At 41.0% G+C, this 19,791-nt stretch carries 21 protein-coding genes; 16 read left to right on the top strand and 5 right to left on the bottom strand.

Annotated elements, in window-relative coordinates:
- Positions 1-8: 8 nt before the first annotated feature.
- Entirely contained in the window at positions 9-800 is a 792-nt protein-coding gene (locus tag VOI46_RS12490; RefSeq protein WP_004586212.1) for a crotonase/enoyl-CoA hydratase family protein, read from the bottom strand.
- A 249-nt stretch (positions 801-1,049) separates the two neighbouring features.
- On the opposite strand from VOI46_RS12490, the gene VOI46_RS12485 reads away from it, so the two are divergent.
- The 3 genes from VOI46_RS12485 to VOI46_RS12475 are packed head-to-tail and all read left to right on the top strand — an operon-like array spanning position 1,050 to position 2,730.
- The gene (locus tag VOI46_RS12485; RefSeq protein ID WP_004586214.1) at positions 1,050-1,379 is read left to right on the top strand and encodes an HI1450 family dsDNA-mimic protein; all 330 of its coding nucleotides are present in this window, start codon (positions 1,050-1,052) and stop codon (positions 1,377-1,379) included.
- A 33-nt stretch (positions 1,380-1,412) separates the two neighbouring features.
- Positions 1,413-2,225 (top strand): DUF481 domain-containing protein, encoded by an 813-nt coding sequence (locus VOI46_RS12480; RefSeq protein ID WP_004586215.1) that lies wholly within the window; start codon positions 1,413-1,415, stop codon positions 2,223-2,225.
- Between the two features lie 16 nt (positions 2,226-2,241).
- The gene (locus VOI46_RS12475) at positions 2,242-2,730 is read left to right on the top strand and encodes a hypothetical protein (protein WP_004586216.1); all 489 of its coding nucleotides are present in this window, start codon (positions 2,242-2,244) and stop codon (positions 2,728-2,730) included.
- A 41-nt stretch (positions 2,731-2,771) separates the two neighbouring features.
- Here VOI46_RS12475 and VOI46_RS12470 read toward each other — a convergent pair whose 3' ends face one another.
- Both VOI46_RS12470 and VOI46_RS12465 read right to left on the bottom strand, forming a co-directional pair.
- Positions 2,772-3,257, bottom strand: a complete 486-nt coding sequence (locus VOI46_RS12470; protein WP_004586217.1) for a peptidylprolyl isomerase — start codon at positions 3,255-3,257, stop codon at positions 2,772-2,774.
- Positions 3,258-3,269: 12 nt separating this feature from the next.
- Positions 3,270-4,181, bottom strand: a complete 912-nt coding sequence (locus VOI46_RS12465; RefSeq protein WP_004586218.1) for a transcriptional regulator — start codon at positions 4,179-4,181, stop codon at positions 3,270-3,272.
- A gap of 162 nt (positions 4,182-4,343) precedes the next feature.
- On the opposite strand from VOI46_RS12465, the gene VOI46_RS12460 reads away from it, so the two are divergent.
- Both VOI46_RS12460 and VOI46_RS12455 read left to right on the top strand, forming a co-directional pair.
- Positions 4,344-4,595 (top strand): succinate dehydrogenase assembly factor 2, encoded by a 252-nt coding sequence (locus VOI46_RS12460; protein ID WP_004586219.1) that lies wholly within the window; start codon positions 4,344-4,346, stop codon positions 4,593-4,595.
- Complete coding sequence (locus tag VOI46_RS12455) at positions 4,588-5,007, top strand: hypothetical protein (protein ID WP_004586220.1); 420 nt, start codon at positions 4,588-4,590, stop codon at positions 5,005-5,007. The genes VOI46_RS12460 and VOI46_RS12455 overlap by 8 nt, the downstream gene beginning before the upstream one ends.
- Here VOI46_RS12455 and nadB read toward each other — a convergent pair.
- Positions 4,982-6,592 (bottom strand): L-aspartate oxidase, encoded by a 1,611-nt coding sequence (gene nadB, locus VOI46_RS12450; protein ID WP_004586221.1) that lies wholly within the window; start codon positions 6,590-6,592, stop codon positions 4,982-4,984. The two genes, VOI46_RS12455 and nadB, sit on opposite strands and share 26 nt — an antisense overlap.
- 245 nt (positions 6,593-6,837) lie before the next feature.
- Between nadB and rpoE the strand changes: the two genes are divergently transcribed.
- The 10 genes from rpoE (at position 6,838) to pdxJ (ending at position 15,468) form a co-directional block, all read left to right on the top strand.
- Positions 6,838-7,419: an RNA polymerase sigma factor RpoE gene (rpoE, locus tag VOI46_RS12445; RefSeq protein ID WP_004586222.1), complete on the top strand. Its 582-nt coding sequence runs from the start codon at positions 6,838-6,840 to the stop codon at positions 7,417-7,419.
- Position 7,420: 1 nt separating this feature from the next.
- Positions 7,421-8,047 (top strand): RseA family anti-sigma factor, encoded by a 627-nt coding sequence (locus VOI46_RS12440; RefSeq protein ID WP_004586223.1) that lies wholly within the window; start codon positions 7,421-7,423, stop codon positions 8,045-8,047.
- A 4-nt stretch (positions 8,048-8,051) separates the two neighbouring features.
- Positions 8,052-9,002 (top strand): MucB/RseB C-terminal domain-containing protein, encoded by a 951-nt coding sequence (locus tag VOI46_RS12435; protein WP_273587472.1) that lies wholly within the window; start codon positions 8,052-8,054, stop codon positions 9,000-9,002.
- 19 nt (positions 9,003-9,021) lie between these two features.
- Positions 9,022-9,471 (top strand): SoxR reducing system RseC family protein, encoded by a 450-nt coding sequence (locus VOI46_RS12430; RefSeq protein WP_004586225.1) that lies wholly within the window; start codon positions 9,022-9,024, stop codon positions 9,469-9,471.
- Positions 9,472-9,660: 189 nt separating this feature from the next.
- Positions 9,661-11,448: a translation elongation factor 4 gene (lepA, locus tag VOI46_RS12425; RefSeq protein ID WP_004586226.1), complete on the top strand. Its 1,788-nt coding sequence runs from the start codon at positions 9,661-9,663 to the stop codon at positions 11,446-11,448.
- A 16-nt stretch (positions 11,449-11,464) separates the two neighbouring features.
- Positions 11,465-12,400, top strand: coding sequence for a signal peptidase I (gene lepB / locus VOI46_RS12420; protein WP_004586227.1), 936 nt, complete (start codon positions 11,465-11,467; stop codon positions 12,398-12,400).
- Between the two features lie 2 nt (positions 12,401-12,402).
- Positions 12,403-13,080: a ribonuclease III gene (gene rnc / locus VOI46_RS12415; protein ID WP_004586228.1), complete on the top strand. Its 678-nt coding sequence runs from the start codon at positions 12,403-12,405 to the stop codon at positions 13,078-13,080.
- On the top strand, positions 13,070-14,002 hold the full coding sequence (gene era, locus VOI46_RS12410; protein ID WP_004586229.1) for a GTPase Era: 933 nt from the start codon (positions 13,070-13,072) through the stop codon (positions 14,000-14,002). The genes rnc and era overlap by 11 nt, the downstream gene beginning before the upstream one ends.
- Positions 14,003-14,022: 20 nt before the next feature.
- Positions 14,023-14,715 (top strand): DNA repair protein RecO, encoded by a 693-nt coding sequence (gene recO / locus VOI46_RS12405; protein ID WP_024033080.1) that lies wholly within the window; start codon positions 14,023-14,025, stop codon positions 14,713-14,715.
- A gap of 21 nt (positions 14,716-14,736) precedes the next feature.
- Complete coding sequence (gene pdxJ / locus VOI46_RS12400; RefSeq protein ID WP_004586231.1) at positions 14,737-15,468, top strand: pyridoxine 5'-phosphate synthase; 732 nt, start codon at positions 14,737-14,739, stop codon at positions 15,466-15,468.
- 104 nt (positions 15,469-15,572) lie between these two features.
- Here pdxJ and barA read toward each other — a convergent pair whose 3' ends face one another.
- The gene (gene barA / locus VOI46_RS12395; protein ID WP_004586232.1) at positions 15,573-18,347 is read right to left on the bottom strand and encodes a two-component sensor histidine kinase BarA; all 2,775 of its coding nucleotides are present in this window, start codon (positions 18,345-18,347) and stop codon (positions 15,573-15,575) included.
- Between the two features lie 111 nt (positions 18,348-18,458).
- Between barA and rlmD the strand changes: the two genes are divergently transcribed.
- Positions 18,459-19,784 (top strand): 23S rRNA (uracil(1939)-C(5))-methyltransferase RlmD, encoded by a 1,326-nt coding sequence (rlmD, locus tag VOI46_RS12390; RefSeq protein ID WP_004586233.1) that lies wholly within the window; start codon positions 18,459-18,461, stop codon positions 19,782-19,784.
- The last annotated feature ends 7 nt before the right edge of the window (positions 19,785-19,791 follow it).

The following is a 19,791-nucleotide window of genomic DNA, read 5'->3' as shown; positions in this document are numbered from 1 at the left end:
ATTTAGTCTTACCAGCGCTTTGAATTTGCATAGCTTATATCTGTTTTCCCTTTTGCTTTGGCAATTGCTTTTTTAGTATTAGGATTGAGTAACAAGCGAATTTGGCTAAACGTTTCTTTAGCTAAAATTTGTCGTTGGTTTGTTGTGTAGCTTTTTTGAGTAACGCGCTTTATCGCTGCCAGTGTATCGGGGGAGCGTTCACGTAATATATTTAACATGCGCTGCGTGGCCTGTTCGGTATTGTCTGTAAGCTCTGTGACTAACCCCAGCTCGTAGGCCGTGTGTGCACTAATAGGATTGGCGTGGCTTGCCAGCCACAGTGCTTGGTCGCGCTTTAATAAACCAGCAAGCACTACATTAGCGCCCATATCGGGGCATAACCCCCAACGCGCTTCCATAATGGCCAGTTTTGCGTGGGTATCAACAATTCTGTAGTCGGCGCCCAACGCTATTTGTAGCCCACCCCCTAAACAATTTCCGTTTATTTGCGCAATCACAGGTACGCTTAACGATTGCCAGCCCAGTACCACTTTTTGCGCTAGGTTTTGATTGCCAGGTAGCCATTTTAGCAACAGCCTAACAATGTTTAATGGTGAGGCCATCACTGCAGCCACATCAAGCCCTGAGCAAAAATGCTCACCATCACCTTTTATTACTACGGCGCGAACACTATTATCTTTTTTTATACGTTTAATAGTGCTGTTTAATTGCATGAACATATCAAAGCTAAGTGCATTTTGTTTTTCTGCGCGGCTTAAAATAACGTTAGCAATGCCTTGTTGTATTTCTAGTTTTATCATTGCGCTCTCCTATTATTATGTGTTTGAGCTTATGATGTACGCCTTACTAAGTAAAGTAACGGTTTGTTTTATAATAAAAAATAAATTGAATTATTTTTAACTTTTTTAGTCAAAGCACTTTGAATCTTATTTAAGCTTAACTGCGCATGAGCTGGTAACAAAAAAGTCATTATTTTTAGCTGTTTTTTCTCAAAACACAGATGAGTTTTGATATTATGTGCGCACTTAAAATGCATTGAGGTTTTACCCATGTCAGGCCCACGTTTATATAGCGAAGAAGAAGTTACCCATCAAGCGTACGATATTTTTTTAGAGCTGGCGCCAAATAATCTTAGCGAACAAGATGTTGAAGACTTTAACGAATACCGAGAAGAACTTGGGTTTATTGAAGAGGGCGAGCCTGATGAGCAATGGCAAGACTTTGTAGCACTTGAAATAGAGCCGGAGTTATTTGTGCAAGTGCTAGTGGGGTTAGAGTTTGAAAACGAAGATGTGTTATTTGCAAAAATTTTAATTAGCCGTGATAAAGACGCGCCGTTTTGTCATATTTTGTGGAAAGAAACAGAGCACGCTGAGTAAGCCGTTTTGTTTGTATGTGCAAGAGAGTTTACCGTGCATAAGTATTTACTATTCGTGTTTTTAATAATGAGCAGCCGCTGTTGGGCTGTTGATCCATTTGAAGACTTTCATGAATATGGACAACTCTCTGATGAAGAAATTCACGAGCTACATAAAGGCGAAATGCTCTATGGCGATACGGAATTTGGCTTGATTTTAAGTAAGGGTAATACTAACTCTACCAGCTTTAAGTTTAGAGGGAATTTATACCAAGACTTCGAAAATTGGCGTAACCAATTTAAATTAGACACCTTGTATAAACGAGATCAAAACGAAGATACAGGGCAAACCGATGTAACGGCAGACCGTATTTTTGTCTCTGCACAGGGTAACTACAAAGTGGGCGTTAAAAACTCTTCATTTTTTATTTACGGTGACTACGAAGAAGATAAATTTAGTGGCCTAGACTACAAAAGTACGGTGGCTACCGGCTATGGTGCCAGAGTTTACCAAGGTGTAAAAAATAAAGTAGATATTGATATTGGCCCAGGCTTATATCGCTCTGTCGCTGATGATGAATCAGAGGTAAGCGAAGAAGATGAAAACAAAACTGGTTATTTAGTACGTATTGCAATGCAGTGGGAGCGTTTGGTATCAAAGCGCACGCGCTTTAATCAAGATGTGAGTATTGAGCAGTCTTTGTCGGGGCTAAATTCGCGTTTGAAGTCAGAAACCGCTTTGATTAGCCAAGTCATAGGTGCGGTATCGTTAAAGTTTGCCTACATGTATCGTTATAATTCAAAACCTGAAGACGATAACCTTAAATACGACTCAGAATTAAGCGCCACGTTGGTGTACAGTTTTTAATAATAAAGAGAGCGTTATGTATCAGCATAAACAATATGCGGTGTTTATATTTTTTGTTTTAGCATGGATAGGCGGCTTTGTAGCCTTAGCCTGGAACTTAATGGGCGCCGATGTGCCATTAATGGTATTTGCCGGTGTATTGGTTTTAGTCGGTTTTTTGTTTCATGGTTTAACTGTAAAAGTTGACGAGCAAACAATTAGTTGGGCTTTTGGCCCTGGCGTTGCGGGGCAACGATTAGCACTAGCTGACATAGTAGAGGCTAAAGCGGTGCAAAACTCTTACCGCCACGGTATTGGTATTCGTATTACGCATGATGGGTGGGTGTATTCTGTATCCGGGTTTAGTGCGCTACAGTTAACCTTAAAAGACGGTACTAAGTACCGAGTGGGAACAAACGATCAGCAAGGCTTATTACGTGCGCTTGAGGGTAAAATAACACCCAGTGAAACCCCTTTAGAGGAACCGGCGCCAATAAAAACCGCGACCTACAACAATATGTTATAAAAAAAGCGCCTTAGGCGCTTTTTTTATAAACGGCGGTATGATTAGTGATCGTGACCACAACCGCCTTCACCGTGCACGTGGCCGTGCGCAAGCTCTTCTTCGGTTGCTTCGCGCACCTCTAAAATTTCTACATCAAAATTAAGGGTAATACCCGAAAGCGGGTGGTTGCCATCAACTATAACGTCTTCATCTTGAATCTCGATAATCATCACAGATTGATCACCATCATCAGTTGACGCTCTAAATTGCATACCCACTTCAATCTCCATGCCATCAAACATCGACTTAGGCACCGCTTGCATTAGGTTATCGTGACGTTCGCCGTAGCCTTCTTCAGGTTCTACTTTTACATTTAATGTATCACCGGCTTGCTTGCCTTGGAGTGCATTTTCAAGCCCTGGGATTAAGTAGCCTGTGCCAATAATAAAAACCAGTGGCTCGCCATCAAAAGAGTTATCAATGGTATTGCCATCGTTATCCAGTACTGAATAATGCATTTTTACTACTGTGTTTGGTGCAACGATCATAGTCATTCCTATTTATTCATCTTCAAGAGAGTAAGGTAGAGGCAGAATGCTTAGCTCTACCTGAGGGGTGTGCTTTGCACGAAGTACGTGTGTACTTGGTGTATCGTTTGGCAGCACAACAAGGCCAAATAAGGTTTGGCTATTTTCGTTATAGCTTTGGGCAATTAGTTTACCAGCGCGGCGCCAGTTTTCGCCCACTTGGGTTTCAAGCTCAGGCTCTTCAAGTAGGCCATCGCTTTTACCTGTAACAATATACATAGCGCGTTTGTTTTTACCTAGGTACTTCATACGGGCAACCGTTTCTTGGCCGGTGTAACAGCCTTTTTTAAAACTAATGCCGTTAATCGCTTGAAGGTTTACCATTTGTGGTACGTATTCGCCAATGGCGTCACTATTTAATTGTGGCTCGCCCGCTTTTATAGCGGCTTCTTGCCATAGCGCGCAGTTATCTAATGTAGACACATCATCTGGCATACTAAATTGGCTATCAACCATTAGTAAAACGCGATTTGGCGCTAACTTAAGGGCTTTACCACTTGGGAAGTCACAGGCCGTTTGGTCATCAGAAAAACGAATATCAAGTTTTTCTAGTACTGGGGTTAAATCGTCACTGATCAACCCGATTAATCTGTTCGTAGAAACATCAATATCGACTTTGGCAAACACAGCGTATTTTTTTAGCTCACTGAGCGACTTCTCTACCTCAGGCTGTGAACCTGCTAAGTAGTAGCTATCTTGGTGAGAAAATAATTTAAACACACCCCACAACTTGCCTTTGGCGCTGCAGTGACCAGCCCATAAATAATTGCTGTTAGATAGTTTATTGAGATCTTGAGTGATTTGTCCGTGAAGATAAGACAATTTATCCGCACCGGTTAGGCTAATAAGTTGGTGAGATAACGGACATGCATAAACGCTCGACATAAAAACCTTCTGTGCAATACAAATGAGTAGACATAATAACGCAGTTATAACCTAGGGTACAGCAACGAAGGCGGGCAGTTTTTTATTATTTGAACACAGATTAATAGCTGCTAATTAGGCGGGTATTTGTTAAACTCGGGACAATTAAGTATGAGGTTTAAAATGACTGAAATTCATAGTAAAGCACGTATACGCTGGGCTTGTCGCCGCGGCATGTTAGAGTTAGATGTTTTGTTTATGCCATTTGTAGAGCAGGCGTATGATTCGTTAAATGCACAGCAACAGGCTGTATTTCAGCGTTTGCTAACCCAAGAAGACCCTGATTTATTTGCATGGTTTATGGGCCATGAAGAGTGTAAAGATGCTGAGCTTAACACCATGGTATCGCTAATTTTAGACCGAGTTCGTGTATAGGTTTACGGTAGTAAATAACAAAGCAGAACAGCGGCCTGTGGTGCTGTTTTTCTGCTTATTAAGTGTGGTATTAGGGCTTTATTTAAGCTCTTTTTTTAGCATTGTCGTTTGTATAACTGTAAATACAATTGCGTTTTACTGGGTATGGCAAAAAATAGTGGCTATTCACCCTGAAAGTGGCGTTATTATTTTAGAGCCTAAGCAAATACGCTTTGAAAACGAAAATTTAAAGGTTCAGGGGCAAATAACCCCTAAAACAAAAATATTAAATACTACTGTTTGGTTACACATTAAAGGTTTTAATAAACGCCAATGGCTTATTATTTCAGCTAATGGCGTAAATAAGCAAAGCTACGCACGTTTAAAGCGCGCAGCATTGATTGCCATTAATGGCGAAGTGGAATCAAAATAGTGGGTGTTGGGTTTTCATTTTGCTCAGGGTAGTCAATCGTATAGTGAAGGCCACGGCTTTCTTTACGCTGCATTGCACTTCTAATTATCAGCTCGGCTACTTGCACTAAATTACGAAGCTCCAATAAGTTATTACTTACTCTAAAGTTTGCGTAATAATCATGTATTTCTTGTTGTAATAACTCAACACGGTGCAGTGCTCGTTCTAGGCGTTTAGTTGAGCGCACAATGCCTACATAATCCCACATAAATAACCGAAGTTCGTGCCAGTTATGGGTAATAACAATTTCTTCATCAGAATTACTGACTCGGCTTTCATCCCAGCTTGGCAGCGCAAGTGGTGCTGGCGCATGCTCAAGTTTACTTAAAATATCTTTTGCGGCAGCGTGAGCAAATACAATGCACTCTAATAATGAATTGCTCGCCATACGGTTAGCGCCGTGCAAACCCGTGTAGGCTACTTCGCCTACAGCATATAGGTTATCTAAATCGGTTTTACCGTTAAAGTCGCTCATTACACCGCCACACGTATAATGCGCGGCAGGAACAACCGGGATGGCTTCTTTGGTTATATCAAGCCCTACACTTAAACACTTTGCGTAAATAGTAGGGAAGTGCTCAATAATAAAGTCTTTATCTTTGTGGCTAATATCTAGGTATACACAATTTGCACCTAAACGCTTCATTTCAAAGTCGATAGCACGGGCTACTATGTCGCGCGGTGCCAGCTCTTCTCTATCGTCAAAGTCTTTCATAAAGCGAGTGCCGTCGGGGCGCTTTAAATACGCTCCTTCACCGCGCATAGCTTCGGTAATTAAGAAGTTTTGTAGCTCTGGATGATAAAGGCTAGTGGGGTGAAACTGGTTAAATTCCATATTGGCTACCCTACAGCCTGCACGCCACGCCATGGCAATACCGTCACCGCTAGATACATCAGGGTTTGAAGTGTACAAATACACCTTGCTTGCCCCCCCTGTTGCGAGCGCTACAAATTTAGCTGAAATAGTTTCTACTTTTTTTGCTTTTTTATTCCACACGTACATGCCATGAATATGCGAACCCGGCTTACCTAAGCTTTTATCACTAATCAAATCGATGGCGTTGTATTGCTCGAGCAGGGTAATGTTTTTATGCGCTTTAACTTGGCTAATTAACGTGGTTTGTACGGCCTTACCAGTGGCATCGGCTGCATGTAAAATACGGCGATGGCTGTGTCCGCCTTCGCGGGTTAAATGAAAGCGCTCTTTTCCTTTGCTATCAAACTCCATATCAAAAGGAACGCCTTGCTCAATGAGCCATTGTAAACACTGATGCGCATTACTTGCAGTATAATGCACAGCTTCTCGGTCACATAAACCACCGCCGGCATCAAGGGTATCTTCAACATGTGATTCTATGCTGTCGTTTTTTTTATCAAATACTGCGGCAATCCCGCCTTGTGCATACAGTGTAGAGCCTTCGGTGAGGGCACCTTTACTGATCACAGTAACATTACAATAGTTAGCTAAAGACAATGCAAGAGATAAGCCCGCCGCGCCGCTACCGATAATAGCGACATCAGCAATATGATGTTTATTTTGGTTCATGTCAGAGGTACTTTGCGGTTACAATGCTCAAATTAGAGCAATATTTGTTTTTAATAATGTAGTTGTATCATATTTGTCATATTACTACGTAGTGATTTTAATGGCTTAGCGCCGTTATTTACGACTATTTTATAAAAAAATAATATTAAGCAGAACTTTTTATTCATAAAGAGGTCAGAGTATTTGTGAACAATGGCGACACTATGAATAACCAGCAAGAATCAAACAGAGGAGTACCGGCTCGAATGAGCGAGCAGGAATTAGATTTAGCGCTTGTAAAAAGGGTCCAGCAAGGAGATAAAAACGCCTTCAACCTATTAGTAAAGAAGTATCAGAACAAAATTGCAGGGTTAATTTCACGTTATGTGTCTAACCAAGGCGATATTGCAGATGTAGCACAAGAGGCATTTATTAAGGCCTACCGTGCACTTCCAAACTTTAGAGGTGATAGTGCCTTTTATACGTGGTTATACCGTATTGCCGTTAATTGTGCTAAAAATTATTTAGTAGCTCAGGGCCGTAAACCGCCAGCAAACGATATAGACGCTGAAGATGCCGAGTTTTATGACGGTGCGGATTCGATGCGTTCAAACGCATCGCCTGAAAACTTACTGTTAAGCGACGAAGTACGCGCTGTTATTTTTAATACGATTGATAGTTTGCCTGAAGACCTTAAAACCGCGATTACCCTAAGAGAAATCGAAGGGATGAGCTATGAAGAAATAGCCGTGGTAATGGATTGCCCTGTTGGGACAGTACGTTCGCGTATTTTTAGAGCCCGAGAAGCAATAGATAATAAATTAAACCCATTAATAGGCGAGTCTTAGTATGACAAAAGCACACGTTAACAAGTTGGATAGCGAAACGTTATCAGCATTACTTGACGGCGAACAACACCTTGCAGAGGGTAAAATTTCTGATCAGGATGTTGCTACGTTTGGTCGATATGCGCTAATTGGTGATGCGATGCGTGCTCAAAAAAATAACAACGACATACACATCGATATAAGCGATAACATCGCCTTAGCACTTGAAAGTGAGCCTGTGTATGCCGATTTCACCCAATCGACAGCAAACAAAGCTCCAGATACCGAGCGCAGTGAAGCGCAGCAAGACAACAAAGTAGTGGCGTTTAATTGGCGTAAGCCGGTTGCACAACTTGCTATTGCTGCAAGCGTAGCTATGTTTGCCATTGTTGGCGTAAATACCTTGCCGCAAGGTGCGGGCGAGCAAGAAAGCGAAATTCCGCTTTTACAAACTACCCCATTAACAGGTATGGCGTCGCCGGTGAGTTATTCTTCAGAACCTGCTCTTGAAAACGCTGAGCAAGGTTTACGCGAATTACAGCAACAACGCATTGGCGCGTTAGTTTTAGAGCATCAACGTCAAGCACGTGTTGCACACTCTTTGCAAACAGCGCAAAATAGTGACAAAGCGCAAGAGGAAAAAAACTAATTAAATGAAAGTAATCACTTTTGTTCTGTCGTTAGTATTAAGCTTTAATGTTTTTGCTAACGACACAAATCCCGCCAAAGATTTATTACTAAACATGGCGAATGCAGTGCATACCCGTAATTTTGACGCCTCTTTTGTGGTGGTAAAGGGTAAAGCCATGGAACCTTACCGTTGGGTGCATGCAAAGCAAGGTGAAACAGAGCTTGAGCATTTAAGTTTACTTAATGGCGCGGGCTTAGAAATGGTGAGAATTAACGACCAAGTAACCTACTTTGAACCGCAATCGCAGCCATATTCTATAAATACAGACTCCATTGCTGGGCCAATACCTGAAGTATTATTTAAAGATATTGAAGCGCTAAGCAGCCAATATGATTTTGTGCTAGGTGGTAAAGGCCGTATTGCAGGGCGAGCGGCGCAACTGGTGAGAATAGAATCAAAAGATGAATACAAATATAACTATTGGATTTGGCTTGATACAGAGTCATCGCTGTTATTAAAAGCCGCTTATGTTAACCACAAAGGTGAAGCATTAGAGCAGCTACAGTTAACCCATATTAGCGTAACAGAGCAACCAGCACCGATGATTTTAGAAGTGCTCAACCGTAATTTTCCAACGCCGTTACCAGGTAACGCACTGGAAGGTGAAAAAAGTAATGCCACAAACTGGCGCATTGGTTGGTTACCTAATGGCTTTAAATTACTAAAATCAGACCGCCATAAACTTGATTTAAACAACGAACTTACTGACTATTATTTATATTCTGATGGGTTTGTGGAAATTTCTGTTTTTGTACAGCGCCCCCTACCAGGTCGCCGCTTAAGCGGATCATTAACTTCTGGCGCAACGACAATTTATGTGCATAATGGCGGAAACTTTGATGTATCTGTTGTTGGTAATGTGCCAAGCCAAACCGCAAAGGCAATTGCTGAGTCAGTGACTCGCGCATTATAAACAATTCGTAAGGGTTGTTATGATTGAACAAACACTTACAGTGGTTGCCCTAGATGGCACCACTGCCCACTTAGAAGCCCAGCAAAAAAAAGCCTGCGAAGGGTGTAATGGTCGCTGTGGCTCGCAAGTCTTTGCCAAACTCTTTGGTAGCGATAAAAAAACCTTTCCCTATCAATTTGATACTCCTGTAGAAGTGGGCCAAAAAGTAACGCTTTCATTAGATGATTCGCATTTAGTCAAACATGCTTTTGCTGTATACATGCTGCCTTTATTTTTAGGATTAACGCTTGCATTTATTAGTGCCGAATTACTACTTTTAGCGCAGGGATGGCAAATATTATTCGCCGCTTTGGGCGGTGTAGGTGGTTACTTTTTAGCTAAAAGCAAAGTAAAAACACTCAGGCATGATGTAAAAGTGATAAAAATTCATCCAATTAGCCTTCCTTTAACGCAAATAGATGGTGATTAAGGCCAATTAAATGTAAAATTGCCGTTTTATACCAGAGTAACTTGGAAATACAGGGTAAAAAGGCAATCAAAAATTTGATTATCTAAAGCGCATTTAGCCACTTATATAGCACTTATACCCAATAAGTATTTTCAAGTCACTCAGGTGTTCGTACTTAGCCTATTAAAATAGAAGTTTAGAATCCAGTTTATGAAGCATATCCGTAATTTTTCGATCATCGCCCATATTGACCATGGTAAATCGACCCTTTCAGATCGTTTGATCCAGGTTTGTGGTGGCTTAACAGACCGCGAAATGCAAAAGCAAGTGTTAGATTCAATGGACATCGAGCGTGAGCGCGGTATTACCATTAAAGCGCAAAGTGTAACGCTTAACTACACTGCTAACGATGGCGAAACCTACCAACTTAACTTTATCGATACACCAGGGCACGTTGACTTTACTTATGAAGTTTCTCGCTCTTTAGCGGCATGTGAAGGTGCGCTTTTAGTTGTTGATGCCGGACAAGGTGTTGAAGCACAAACGCTGGCAAACTGTTATACCGCCATTGAAATGGATTTAGAAGTAATCCCTGTTTTAAATAAAATAGATTTACCGCAAGCCGATCCGCTTCGTGTAGCAGAAGAAATTGAAGACATTATTGGTATTGATGCCCTAGACGCTGTGCAATGTAGTGCAAAAACAGGTGTTGGTATTGCTGAAGTACTTGAAATGATTGTAAAGGATATCCCACCACCGGTAGGTGAAAAAGATCAACCTTTACAGGCGCTTATTATTGACTCGTGGTTTGACCCATACCAAGGTGTTGTATCACTAGTGCGTATTAAGCACGGTGAACTACGTGCCGGCGACAAAATAAAAATAATGTCGAACGAGCAAGTACATACAGCTGATCACGTGGGTATTTTTACCCCTAAACAAACCAACACGGGTATTTTACGTACCGGCGAAGTAGGGTTTGTTATTGCCGGTATTAAAGAAATACACGGCGCCCCAGTGGGCGATACGATTACGCATCAAAAAAATGCGGCACCAGCGCGTTTACCAGGCTTTCAAAAAATTAAGCCGCAAGTATATGCAGGTATGTTCCCAATTGCCTCTGATGATTATGAATCGTTCCGCGATGCGCTTAATAAACTAAGCTTAAATGATGCGTCGTTATTTTTTGAACCTGAAAATTCAACAGCACTGGGTTTTGGTTTCCGCTGTGGCTTTTTAGGTATGCTACACATGGAAATTATTCAAGAGCGTTTAGAGCGTGAATACGATATTGATTTAATTACCACGGCACCTACTGTAATCTACGAAGTAGTAACCAAAGAAGGTACGAGTCAAATTGATAACCCGTCTGACTTACCGGCGGTAAATGATATTGTTGAAATACGCGAACCAGTGGTAGAGGCAAACATACTTGTACCGCAAGAGTTTTTAGGTAGCGTTATTACTCTGTGTGTAGAAAAGCGTGGTATGCAAACTAAAATGAGTTATCACGGCAAGCAAGTCGCTGTAACTTATGAGCTACCTATGGCTGAAGTGGTTATGGACTTTTTTGATAAATTAAAGTCAACCAGTCGTGGTTTTGCATCGCTTGATTACAACTTTAAGCACTTTCAAACATCAGACATGGTACGTGTTGATATACTTATCAATGGTGAACGTGTTGATGCGCTCGCTATTATTGTTCACCGAGACAGTGCACAATCACGCGGCCGCCAACTTGCTGATGCGTTAAAAGAGCTTATTCCGCGTCAAATGTTTGATATTGCGATTCAAGCTGCAATAGGACAACATGTTATTGCCCGTACTACGGTTAAGCAATTACGTAAAAATGTAATCGCTAAGTGTTACGGTGGTGACGTGAGTCGTAAGAAAAAGCTACTGCAAAAACAAAAAGATGGTAAAAAACGAATGAAGCAATTGGGTAACGTAGAAGTACCGCAAGAAGCGTTTCTAGCTATTTTGAAAGTTGGTAAATAAAAACAAAGGATTATAGATGGCTGGTTATTTCTCAGTTTTATTGGTGTTATTAACGTTAGGCTCAGGTTTAATATGGTTAATTGACCACCTAATGTATGCGCCAAAAAGGCAAGAGCGTTTGGCGCTTGCCCAAACATCTGCCGGTGGCCAGCTTGATGAAGAAACAGCGGCGTTAATTGCTCCTGAGCCGGCAATTACAGAAACTGCAAAATCGATTTTTCCGATGATTGCAGCTATTACTATTTTTAGGTCGTTTATTTTTGAGCCTTTTCAAATACCGTCAGGTTCAATGATGCCAACTCTGTTGGTAGGCGACTTTATTTTAGTACAAAAGTACTCGTACGGGATTAAAGACCCAGTATGGCGTAGCCAGCTTGTAGATGTAGGCGAGCCTGAACGCGGCGATATTGTTGTTTTTAAATACCCGTTAGATGAGAGAGTAGATTATATAAAACGTGCTATTGGTTTACCGGGCGATAAAATCGTTTATCGTGATAAGCGTTTATATATTCAACCTAATTGTAAAGAAGGCGAGACCCAGCAGGGTGACCTACTTTGTAATGAGTTTAATAAAATTGATTTTAAATTAATTAACGATAATGAGTTTAAACAAGGCCAAATGTCGCTTGCCCGAGTAAATGAAGATTTAACGACACTCAAGCACGACATTTTAATCAACCCACGCGCACCTGAACGTAAAGGGCGTTACTATCAGCAACCAGGTACTCCTTCGGATGAATGGACTGTACCAGCTGATCATTATTTTATGATGGGTGATAACCGCGACAACAGCCAAGATAGTCGCTTTTGGGGCTTTGTACCAAAAGAAAACTTGGTGGGTAAAGCTGTCTTTATATGGATGAGTTTTGAATTTGAGAATGGCCCAGATGATGTTTTACCAGGATGGGTTCCAACTGGTGTTCGTTTTGAACGCCTAGGTAATATTCAGTAACAATGAAAAAAAATGTAACAGAATTATATAAACGAATTGGCTACGAATTTGCTGATCAAGGTTTACTTGAACAGGCAATGACGCACCGCAGTCATAAAGGTCAACACAACGAACGCTTAGAGTTTTTAGGCGATTCAATTTTGAGCTTTGTTATTGCCAATGCTTTGTACGACAAATTTCCAAAAGCGCGTGAAGGCGATTTAAGCCGTATGCGATCTACGCTTGTGCGTGGCCAAACACTTGCTGAATTTGGGCTAGAGTTTGGTTTAGGTGACTACTTGCGCCTTGGGCCGGGTGAGTTAAAAAGCGGTGGTTTTCGTCGTGAATCAACATTAGCTGATGCTGTAGAAGCCATTATAGGGGCTGTGTTTTTAGACTCAAACATAGACCGCTGTGGCGAGCTAATTTTAGCGTGGTACGAATCTCGACTTGATGCTATTTCACCAGGGCTTAATCAAAAAGATCCTAAGACCTTGCTGCAAGAGTATCTACAAGCGCGTAAGTTATCTTTACCGGGCTACACCGTTGTTGATACCAAAGGTCAAGCGCACAATCAAACGTTCACGGTTGAATGTATAGTTGAAGGTATGGATAGCATTATTTCTGTTGGTAGCTCGCGCCGTAAAGCCGAACAAAAAGCTGCCGAAAAAGCATTGAAGATACTAAAAAATGAATCTTGATACCTTAATACAGCCTCATGAAGGTGATATTGATACGTTTTGTGGCATGGTTGCCATTGTTGGCCGCCCTAATGTAGGTAAATCAACATTGCTTAATGAAATCATTGAGCAAAAAGTAAGTATTACCTCGCGCAAGCCACAAACAACTCGCCACCGTATTATGGGTATTCATACAGAAGGGCAACACCAAGCTGTTTATATTGATACGCCGGGCTTACACGTTGAAGAAAAGCGCGCTATTAACCGCTTAATGAACCGTGCTGCATCGAGCTCAATTGGTGATGTAGAGCTTATTATTTTTGTTGTTGAGGGCACTCACTGGAATGCCGATGACGAAATGGTACTTAATAAAGTATCGCAAAGTGGTAAGCCTGTTTTACTTGTTATTAATAAAATAGACCAAGTAAAAGACCGCGACTTAGTATTACCGCATATGAAAATGCTTGGCGACAAATTTGATTTTGTGGGCATAATGCCGGTATCGGCAACGCAAGGTAAAAACGTTGATTTAATTAAAGCCGAAGTAACTAAACGCTTACCACCGTGCGAATTTTACTTTCCTGATGACTATGTAACCGACCGCTCAATGCGTTTTATGGCGGCAGAAGTTATTCGTGAAAAGCTAATGCGCTTTATGGGTGAAGAGCTGCCGTATTCTGTTACTGTAGAAATTGAGCAGTTTAAATGGCAAGAAAACGGTGTTTGGCATATCAACGGGTTAATTCTTGTTGAGCGTGAAACCCAAAAACGCATGGTAATAGGCAACAAAGGCGAAAAGCTTAAAGTGATTGGCCGTGAAGCCCGTAAAGACCTTGAAGAAATGCTCGATAACAAAGTGTTTTTAGAGCTTTGGGTTAAAGTTAAATCGGGTTGGGCAGATGATGAACGTGCCTTAAGAAGTTTAGGCTATGGCGAAGATTAACCAGCATTTAGCCAACTAATATGGATAGCGACTTCTACACAGCGTACCTATTACATCGGCGTCCTTATAGCGACTCCCAAGTAATGCTCGATATGCTGGTAGAAGGCGTAGGCCAGCTTAGAATGCTAGCCAGAGTGAGTGGTCGCCAGGCCACTAAACACAAAGCACAATTACAGCCTTTTCAGGCACTGCTTGTTCATTACAGTGGCAAGTACGATTTAAAATACATTAATAAATTTGAGCTACACGGTAATCCTTTATATTTAACAAAGGATAAGCTTTACTGTGGTTTTTATTTAAATGAGCTGACTAACCGCATTGTGCCGGTAAACGAGCCACTTGAACAAGTGTTTGAGCTCTACAAAACTCACCTAGAGAACTTAAATAGCGATGTCGATTTACAATCGGTGCTGCGCTCATACGAATTTCAACTATTAGAGTTGTTGGGCTATGGCGTCGACTTTAGCTTTGATGCCAGTGGTGAGCCAATTGATGAAAGACAAACGTATAGTTACTTTCCTGAGTTGGGTTTTTTGATGCAACAAGATACGCGCTCAGGGTTTAGCGGCGCGCAGCTCAAAGCGATTGCTAATCATGATTTTAGCCAAAGCGATGTACTCTATATGGCAAAACAATTAAGCCGTTATTTACTAAAACCTTTACTGGGTAATAAACCATTAAAAAGCCGTGAATTATTTATGGCCTCTCAATAAACATATTTTACAGGTAACAAAATGAAAGACATTCTTTTAGGCGTAAACGTTGATCATATTGCAACGCTTCGCCAAGCGCGTGGTACATCATACCCAGACCCAGCACATGCAGCCAGTGTGGCAGAGCACGCCGGTGCAGATGGTATTACTATTCATTTGCGTGAAGACCGCCGCCATATTCAAGACCGCGATGTATACGTAATGGCTAAAACGATTCAAACGCGTATGAATCTTGAAACAGCGGTTACAGATGAAATGATTAACATTGCTCTTGAAGTAAAGCCTGAGTATGTATGTTTAGTACCTGAAAAACGTGAAGAGCTTACGACCGAAGGCGGCCTAGATGTGGCTGGTAATGTAGATAAAATTAAAGCGGCCACTAAAACACTAACTGATGCGGGTATTAAAGTGTCATTATTTATTGACGCCGATAAAGCACAGTTAGATGCAGCTAAAGCGTGTGGTGCACCATATGTAGAAATTCATACCGGCGCGTATGCAGATGCCACTAATGATGAAGATTTACACAAAGAGCTTGAGCACATACGAGAGGGTGTGAAATACGCGGCGAGCTTAGGCTTAATTGTAAATGCAGGGCATGGCCTTCATTATCATAACGTAAAACCTATTGCTGCAATGCCTGAAATTTATGAGCTTAACATTGGCCACGCTATTATTGCGCGCGCAGCTATTGATGGCCTTGAAAAAGCAGTACGCGACATGAAACGTCTTATGATTGAGGCAAGGTTATAAATTTAACCCTATAGTGGCACCATTTCATAGCAATACTTAATTAAGTAAAATGGTATCAAAACCTGTTAAAAGCGCATTTACTGCGCTTTTTTATTACGTGTTTTTTAGCGTTGATGCTCGGTAACACTTGCATCTGCCATGAGGTTTTCCAGCTCATCCTGAAGCTCAAATAGTTCAGGCTCAACGTTATCTAGCACGCACTCACTTTTAAGTGAGGTTTCTATGGTTTCTGCCAGTGATTTAAGCTTAGGCACACCGGTATAACAGCACGCGCCATGGAATTTGTGAATAACACTTAATACCGTTTGGCAATCGTTTTGCTCAATAGCTTCGTTGAGCTGCGAGAGCGTCTCTGGCACACTTTGTAATAGCATATTGAGCATTTCCAGCGCCAGCTCACCTTTGCCCCCTGCACGTTGTAGCGCAAGCGACCAATCTAAGCAGTTACTTTCAAATGGAGCTGGGCTTTGTGACGTTACACTTTTAATTTTGTCGCGGCTTACGGGCGATTGCGGACTATGATCGCAAATAATTTGGCTCAGCATGTCCTCATCAATAGGCTTAGTTAAATAGCCTTTAAAGCCATCTTTTAATAGCTGCTCTTTTTCACTGTGCAGTGCATGCGCGGTTACCGCAATAATAGGTGTGTCTTCGTTTAAAGAAGACTCCTTAATAAGTTTACACGCGGTAATGCCATCCATAATCGGCATTTGTATGTCCATAAAAATAACATCGTACTTATGGCTTTTACTTAAGCTGTAGGCTTGCGAGCCATTATAAGCGGTGTCTATAAATTCAACTTGCTCTTTTAACAAGGTGCAAATAAGTTTTAAGTTTGCATCGTTGTCATCTACCACCAGTACTTTTAATGGCAATAATGTTTGATCGCTTGGCTCAATATTTAAGGTTGGATGATCAAGGCGATAAGGCGCAGCCAGTACTTCACATAATTTACGATGATTAAGCGGCTTACTTAAGCACGCATCGGCACCGCTACCAATAAACGCTTCGCGCATATTATGCGATACAGTATTGAGCATAAGGTATAAATAATCGCACGACTCGCGAACCATATTCACATAGCTCTTAAGTCGCTGCATATCATCTACCGATGCCATATCACCAATAATACAAATATCGTACTTGAACATTTTATGTTTGATGGCGTCTAAAAACGCTGCTTCATTAAAACAGGCGGTTACAACCGCTTCCCACTCGTTTAATACAGAAAGCACAGAGTGGTGCGTATGCTCGTGTGGCTCTAGGTATAATATGCGTTTACCAATAAGTGATTTAGAAGGTAAGTCGTTACTAAAGGTATGATCAGGCAACCTAAACACACCATTAAAGGTAAAACAGGTGCCGCTTCCTGGGGCTGAATTTAGCGTTATTCGGCCATTCATAGCCTCTACAATATGTTTAGTAATAATGAGACCTAAACCAGTGCCGCCAAATTTTCGGGTGATAGATGAATCTGCTTGGCCAAATGCAGTAAATAACGCATCTTGCTTATCCATTGGAATACCCACACCGGTATCGGTTACTGATACTAAAATAGAGGCGCGGTCTTCATCTAATAAGCGGTAGCTTATATCAACTTTTATAGAGCCTTTTTCAGTAAACTTAATGGCATTACTTAACAAGTTAATGAGTACTTGTTTAAGGCGAGTGGGGTCACCGGTTAAATCATCAGGCACTTGTGGGTTGATATAAATAGATAGCTCAAGTTGTTTTTCATGCGCCGAGGGAGCTAATAATGTCATAACCTCGTTTACGCTATCGCGCAGTTGAAACTGGATTGATTCAAGCTCCATTGCGCCTGCTTCAAGTTTAGAAAAATCTAAAATATCGCTAATAATCGTCAATAAACTATTGGCAGAAAGCTCTATGGTATCGAGGTAGTCTTTTTGATGTTTATTTAAAGGTGTTTTATACAATTGGCGCGTAAAGCCAATAACCCCATTAAGTGGGGTGCGTAACTCGTGACTCATTTTAGCTAAAAAGTCGGACTTAACGCGGTTAGCATCTTGCGCCTCTTTTTTGGCCATAGTTAGCTGAATATTTGAGGTTTCGTATTGCTCTAGGGTTTCGCGGTAATCACTCGTGGCTTGATCAATATTTTTCTGCATTTCGTCTTTTTGCATAACCATAGTGTGGGCAATGGTATTAAGCCCTTCACGCAAAAGTTCAAATTCGCCCATCATGGTGTCGTTTAAATCCGTGTCTCTTTTACCTTCAACTAGTTTGTCGGTGGCAAGTACTAACTTATTAAGCGGGTTCATAAACATACGGCTAAGCTTAAGCGCTAAAATAGATGCCAATATTATTGAAAATAAAATAACAATGCCGCTAATTAAAACCGCTCGCTGCTGGCCTATAATCGCTTGGTCTTTATTAAGTTGTAAAATAACGGTGCCAAGCGGGGTTTGAAAATCATTAATATCCCATTTTGATACCGGCGCAGAGTGATTAAAAATTGGAGTATAGAACGTGATTAACTCTTCTGATTTATTAATTTTTGTTGTGTGAAGATTTTCAATTTGTTCTTTTTGAGTTAGTTCATCAAACGAGCGATGATAGTTACTGGTCATAATAAGCTGATTGCTGGTATCAAAAATAGCAATCGATTTAATGGTTGGGGAGTGCTTATTGTGTGTGTAACTAATCAGACGGTTGAGCAGCTTTTTATTTTTTTCAAGTAAAGGCTGCTCTAAAGCAATTGCTAAGGGTTCAGATATTGAGCTGCCTTGCTGATATAAAATTTCATCAAGCTCAATGTAACGATTTATTGTAAAATAGCCGCCAAGTAACAAACCAATGATCACTGTGGGGATCAAGGTTAAGGTTAAAACAGAATCACGTAAGCCTAATTTGGTCATAATGGAAGCGTTATTATCATTATTAGTATGGATCGAGTATATACGGTTCATCGGCTATTCTCAAAGCATCTGATTTGCTTATACGTAATACAAAATTTAAGGTAATGCCGCATGGCGCAAATTTTTAAAGCAAAGAAAAAACCACTTAAACAGCAAACACTCACACTTAATATTACGGCCATGGATCATCAAGGGCGGGGCGTTGCCAAACACAATAATAAAGTGTGCTTTGTAAGCGGCGCTTTAATGAATGAAAAAGTAACGGCAACCCTAATAGAAGATAAAGCCAAATACAGTAGTGCAAAGCTGGTTAAGGTTATTAATCCAAGCGATGCACGCACGCAGCCTTTTTGTCAGCATTATAATCACTGTGGTGGTTGCCAGTTGCAGCACCTAGAAATAAATCAGCAAGTGGCTGAAAAGCAAAATGCAGTGACGCAATTGTTTCAAAAATTTGCCAAATTAAGCGACTTAAATTGGCAAGCGCCTCTTTTAAGTAAGCCCACTCATTACAGACGCAGTGCGCGTATTGCCGTAATGTATGATAAAGCCGCTAAAAAAATGCGAGTTGGGTATCGTGCGCCTAGCTCTAAAAATGTGATTAGTATTGAGCAATGTGATGTGCTTAGTGAGGCATTTACTAACGTATTTAGTATTTTTGAAACGCTTATTAATCAATATAAAGCGCTACACAGTATAAGTCATTTACAGTTGTGCCAAAACAAAGCTGGGAACTTTATTGTTATTCGCCATACTAAAGCGATACCAGATGAAGCCAAAAGCTACGTACAAGAAGCGGCAAACGCACAGCAATGGTTAATTACTTGGCAAGACAACAGCGATGTTATAGAGCAAGCTCATTTGCCTACGCCGTATTATTTTTTAGAAAAGTTTAAATTAAAATTTGAATTTGGCCTTGGTAATTTTATTCAAGTAAATGATGAAGTTAACCAAGCTATGTTAGCTCAGTCGGTAAATTGGCTTAACTTGCAAGGAAACGAGCAAGTATTGGATTTATTTTGTGGTATTGGTAACTTTTCATTAGTGCTAGCCCAGCATGCTAAATCGGTTATTGGAGTAGAAGGGGTTGCATCGGCGGTTGCAATGGCGACACAAAATGCGCAAACTAACTCTATCACTAATGCGCACTTTCATTGTTTTGATTTAACGCAAAAAATTGAAACAGCACAATGGTTTAATAAGGCGCTAGACGTATTAGTATTAGACCCTTCTCGCACAGGTGCTATGGCTGTTTTAGAGCAACTACCTTTAAAGCAGTTTAAAACCATTTTATATGTCTCTTGCGATCCTGTTACTTTAGCCCGTGACAGTGCAATTATTTCGCAAGCAGGCTTTGAAGTTACTAAAATTGGGCTAATGAATATGTTTCCACATACAGGACACATAGAAACAATGGCGTTATTTCAACGGAGGTAAAGCGTTT

It is taken from the genome of Pseudoalteromonas sp. CuT4-3, assembly GCF_035666335.1.
GTDB classification, from domain to species: Bacteria; Pseudomonadota; Gammaproteobacteria; order Enterobacterales; family Alteromonadaceae; genus Pseudoalteromonas; species Pseudoalteromonas atlantica.
Note: the sequence above shows the minus strand (reverse complement) of the source record. Positions and strands in the feature narration are given on the sequence as shown.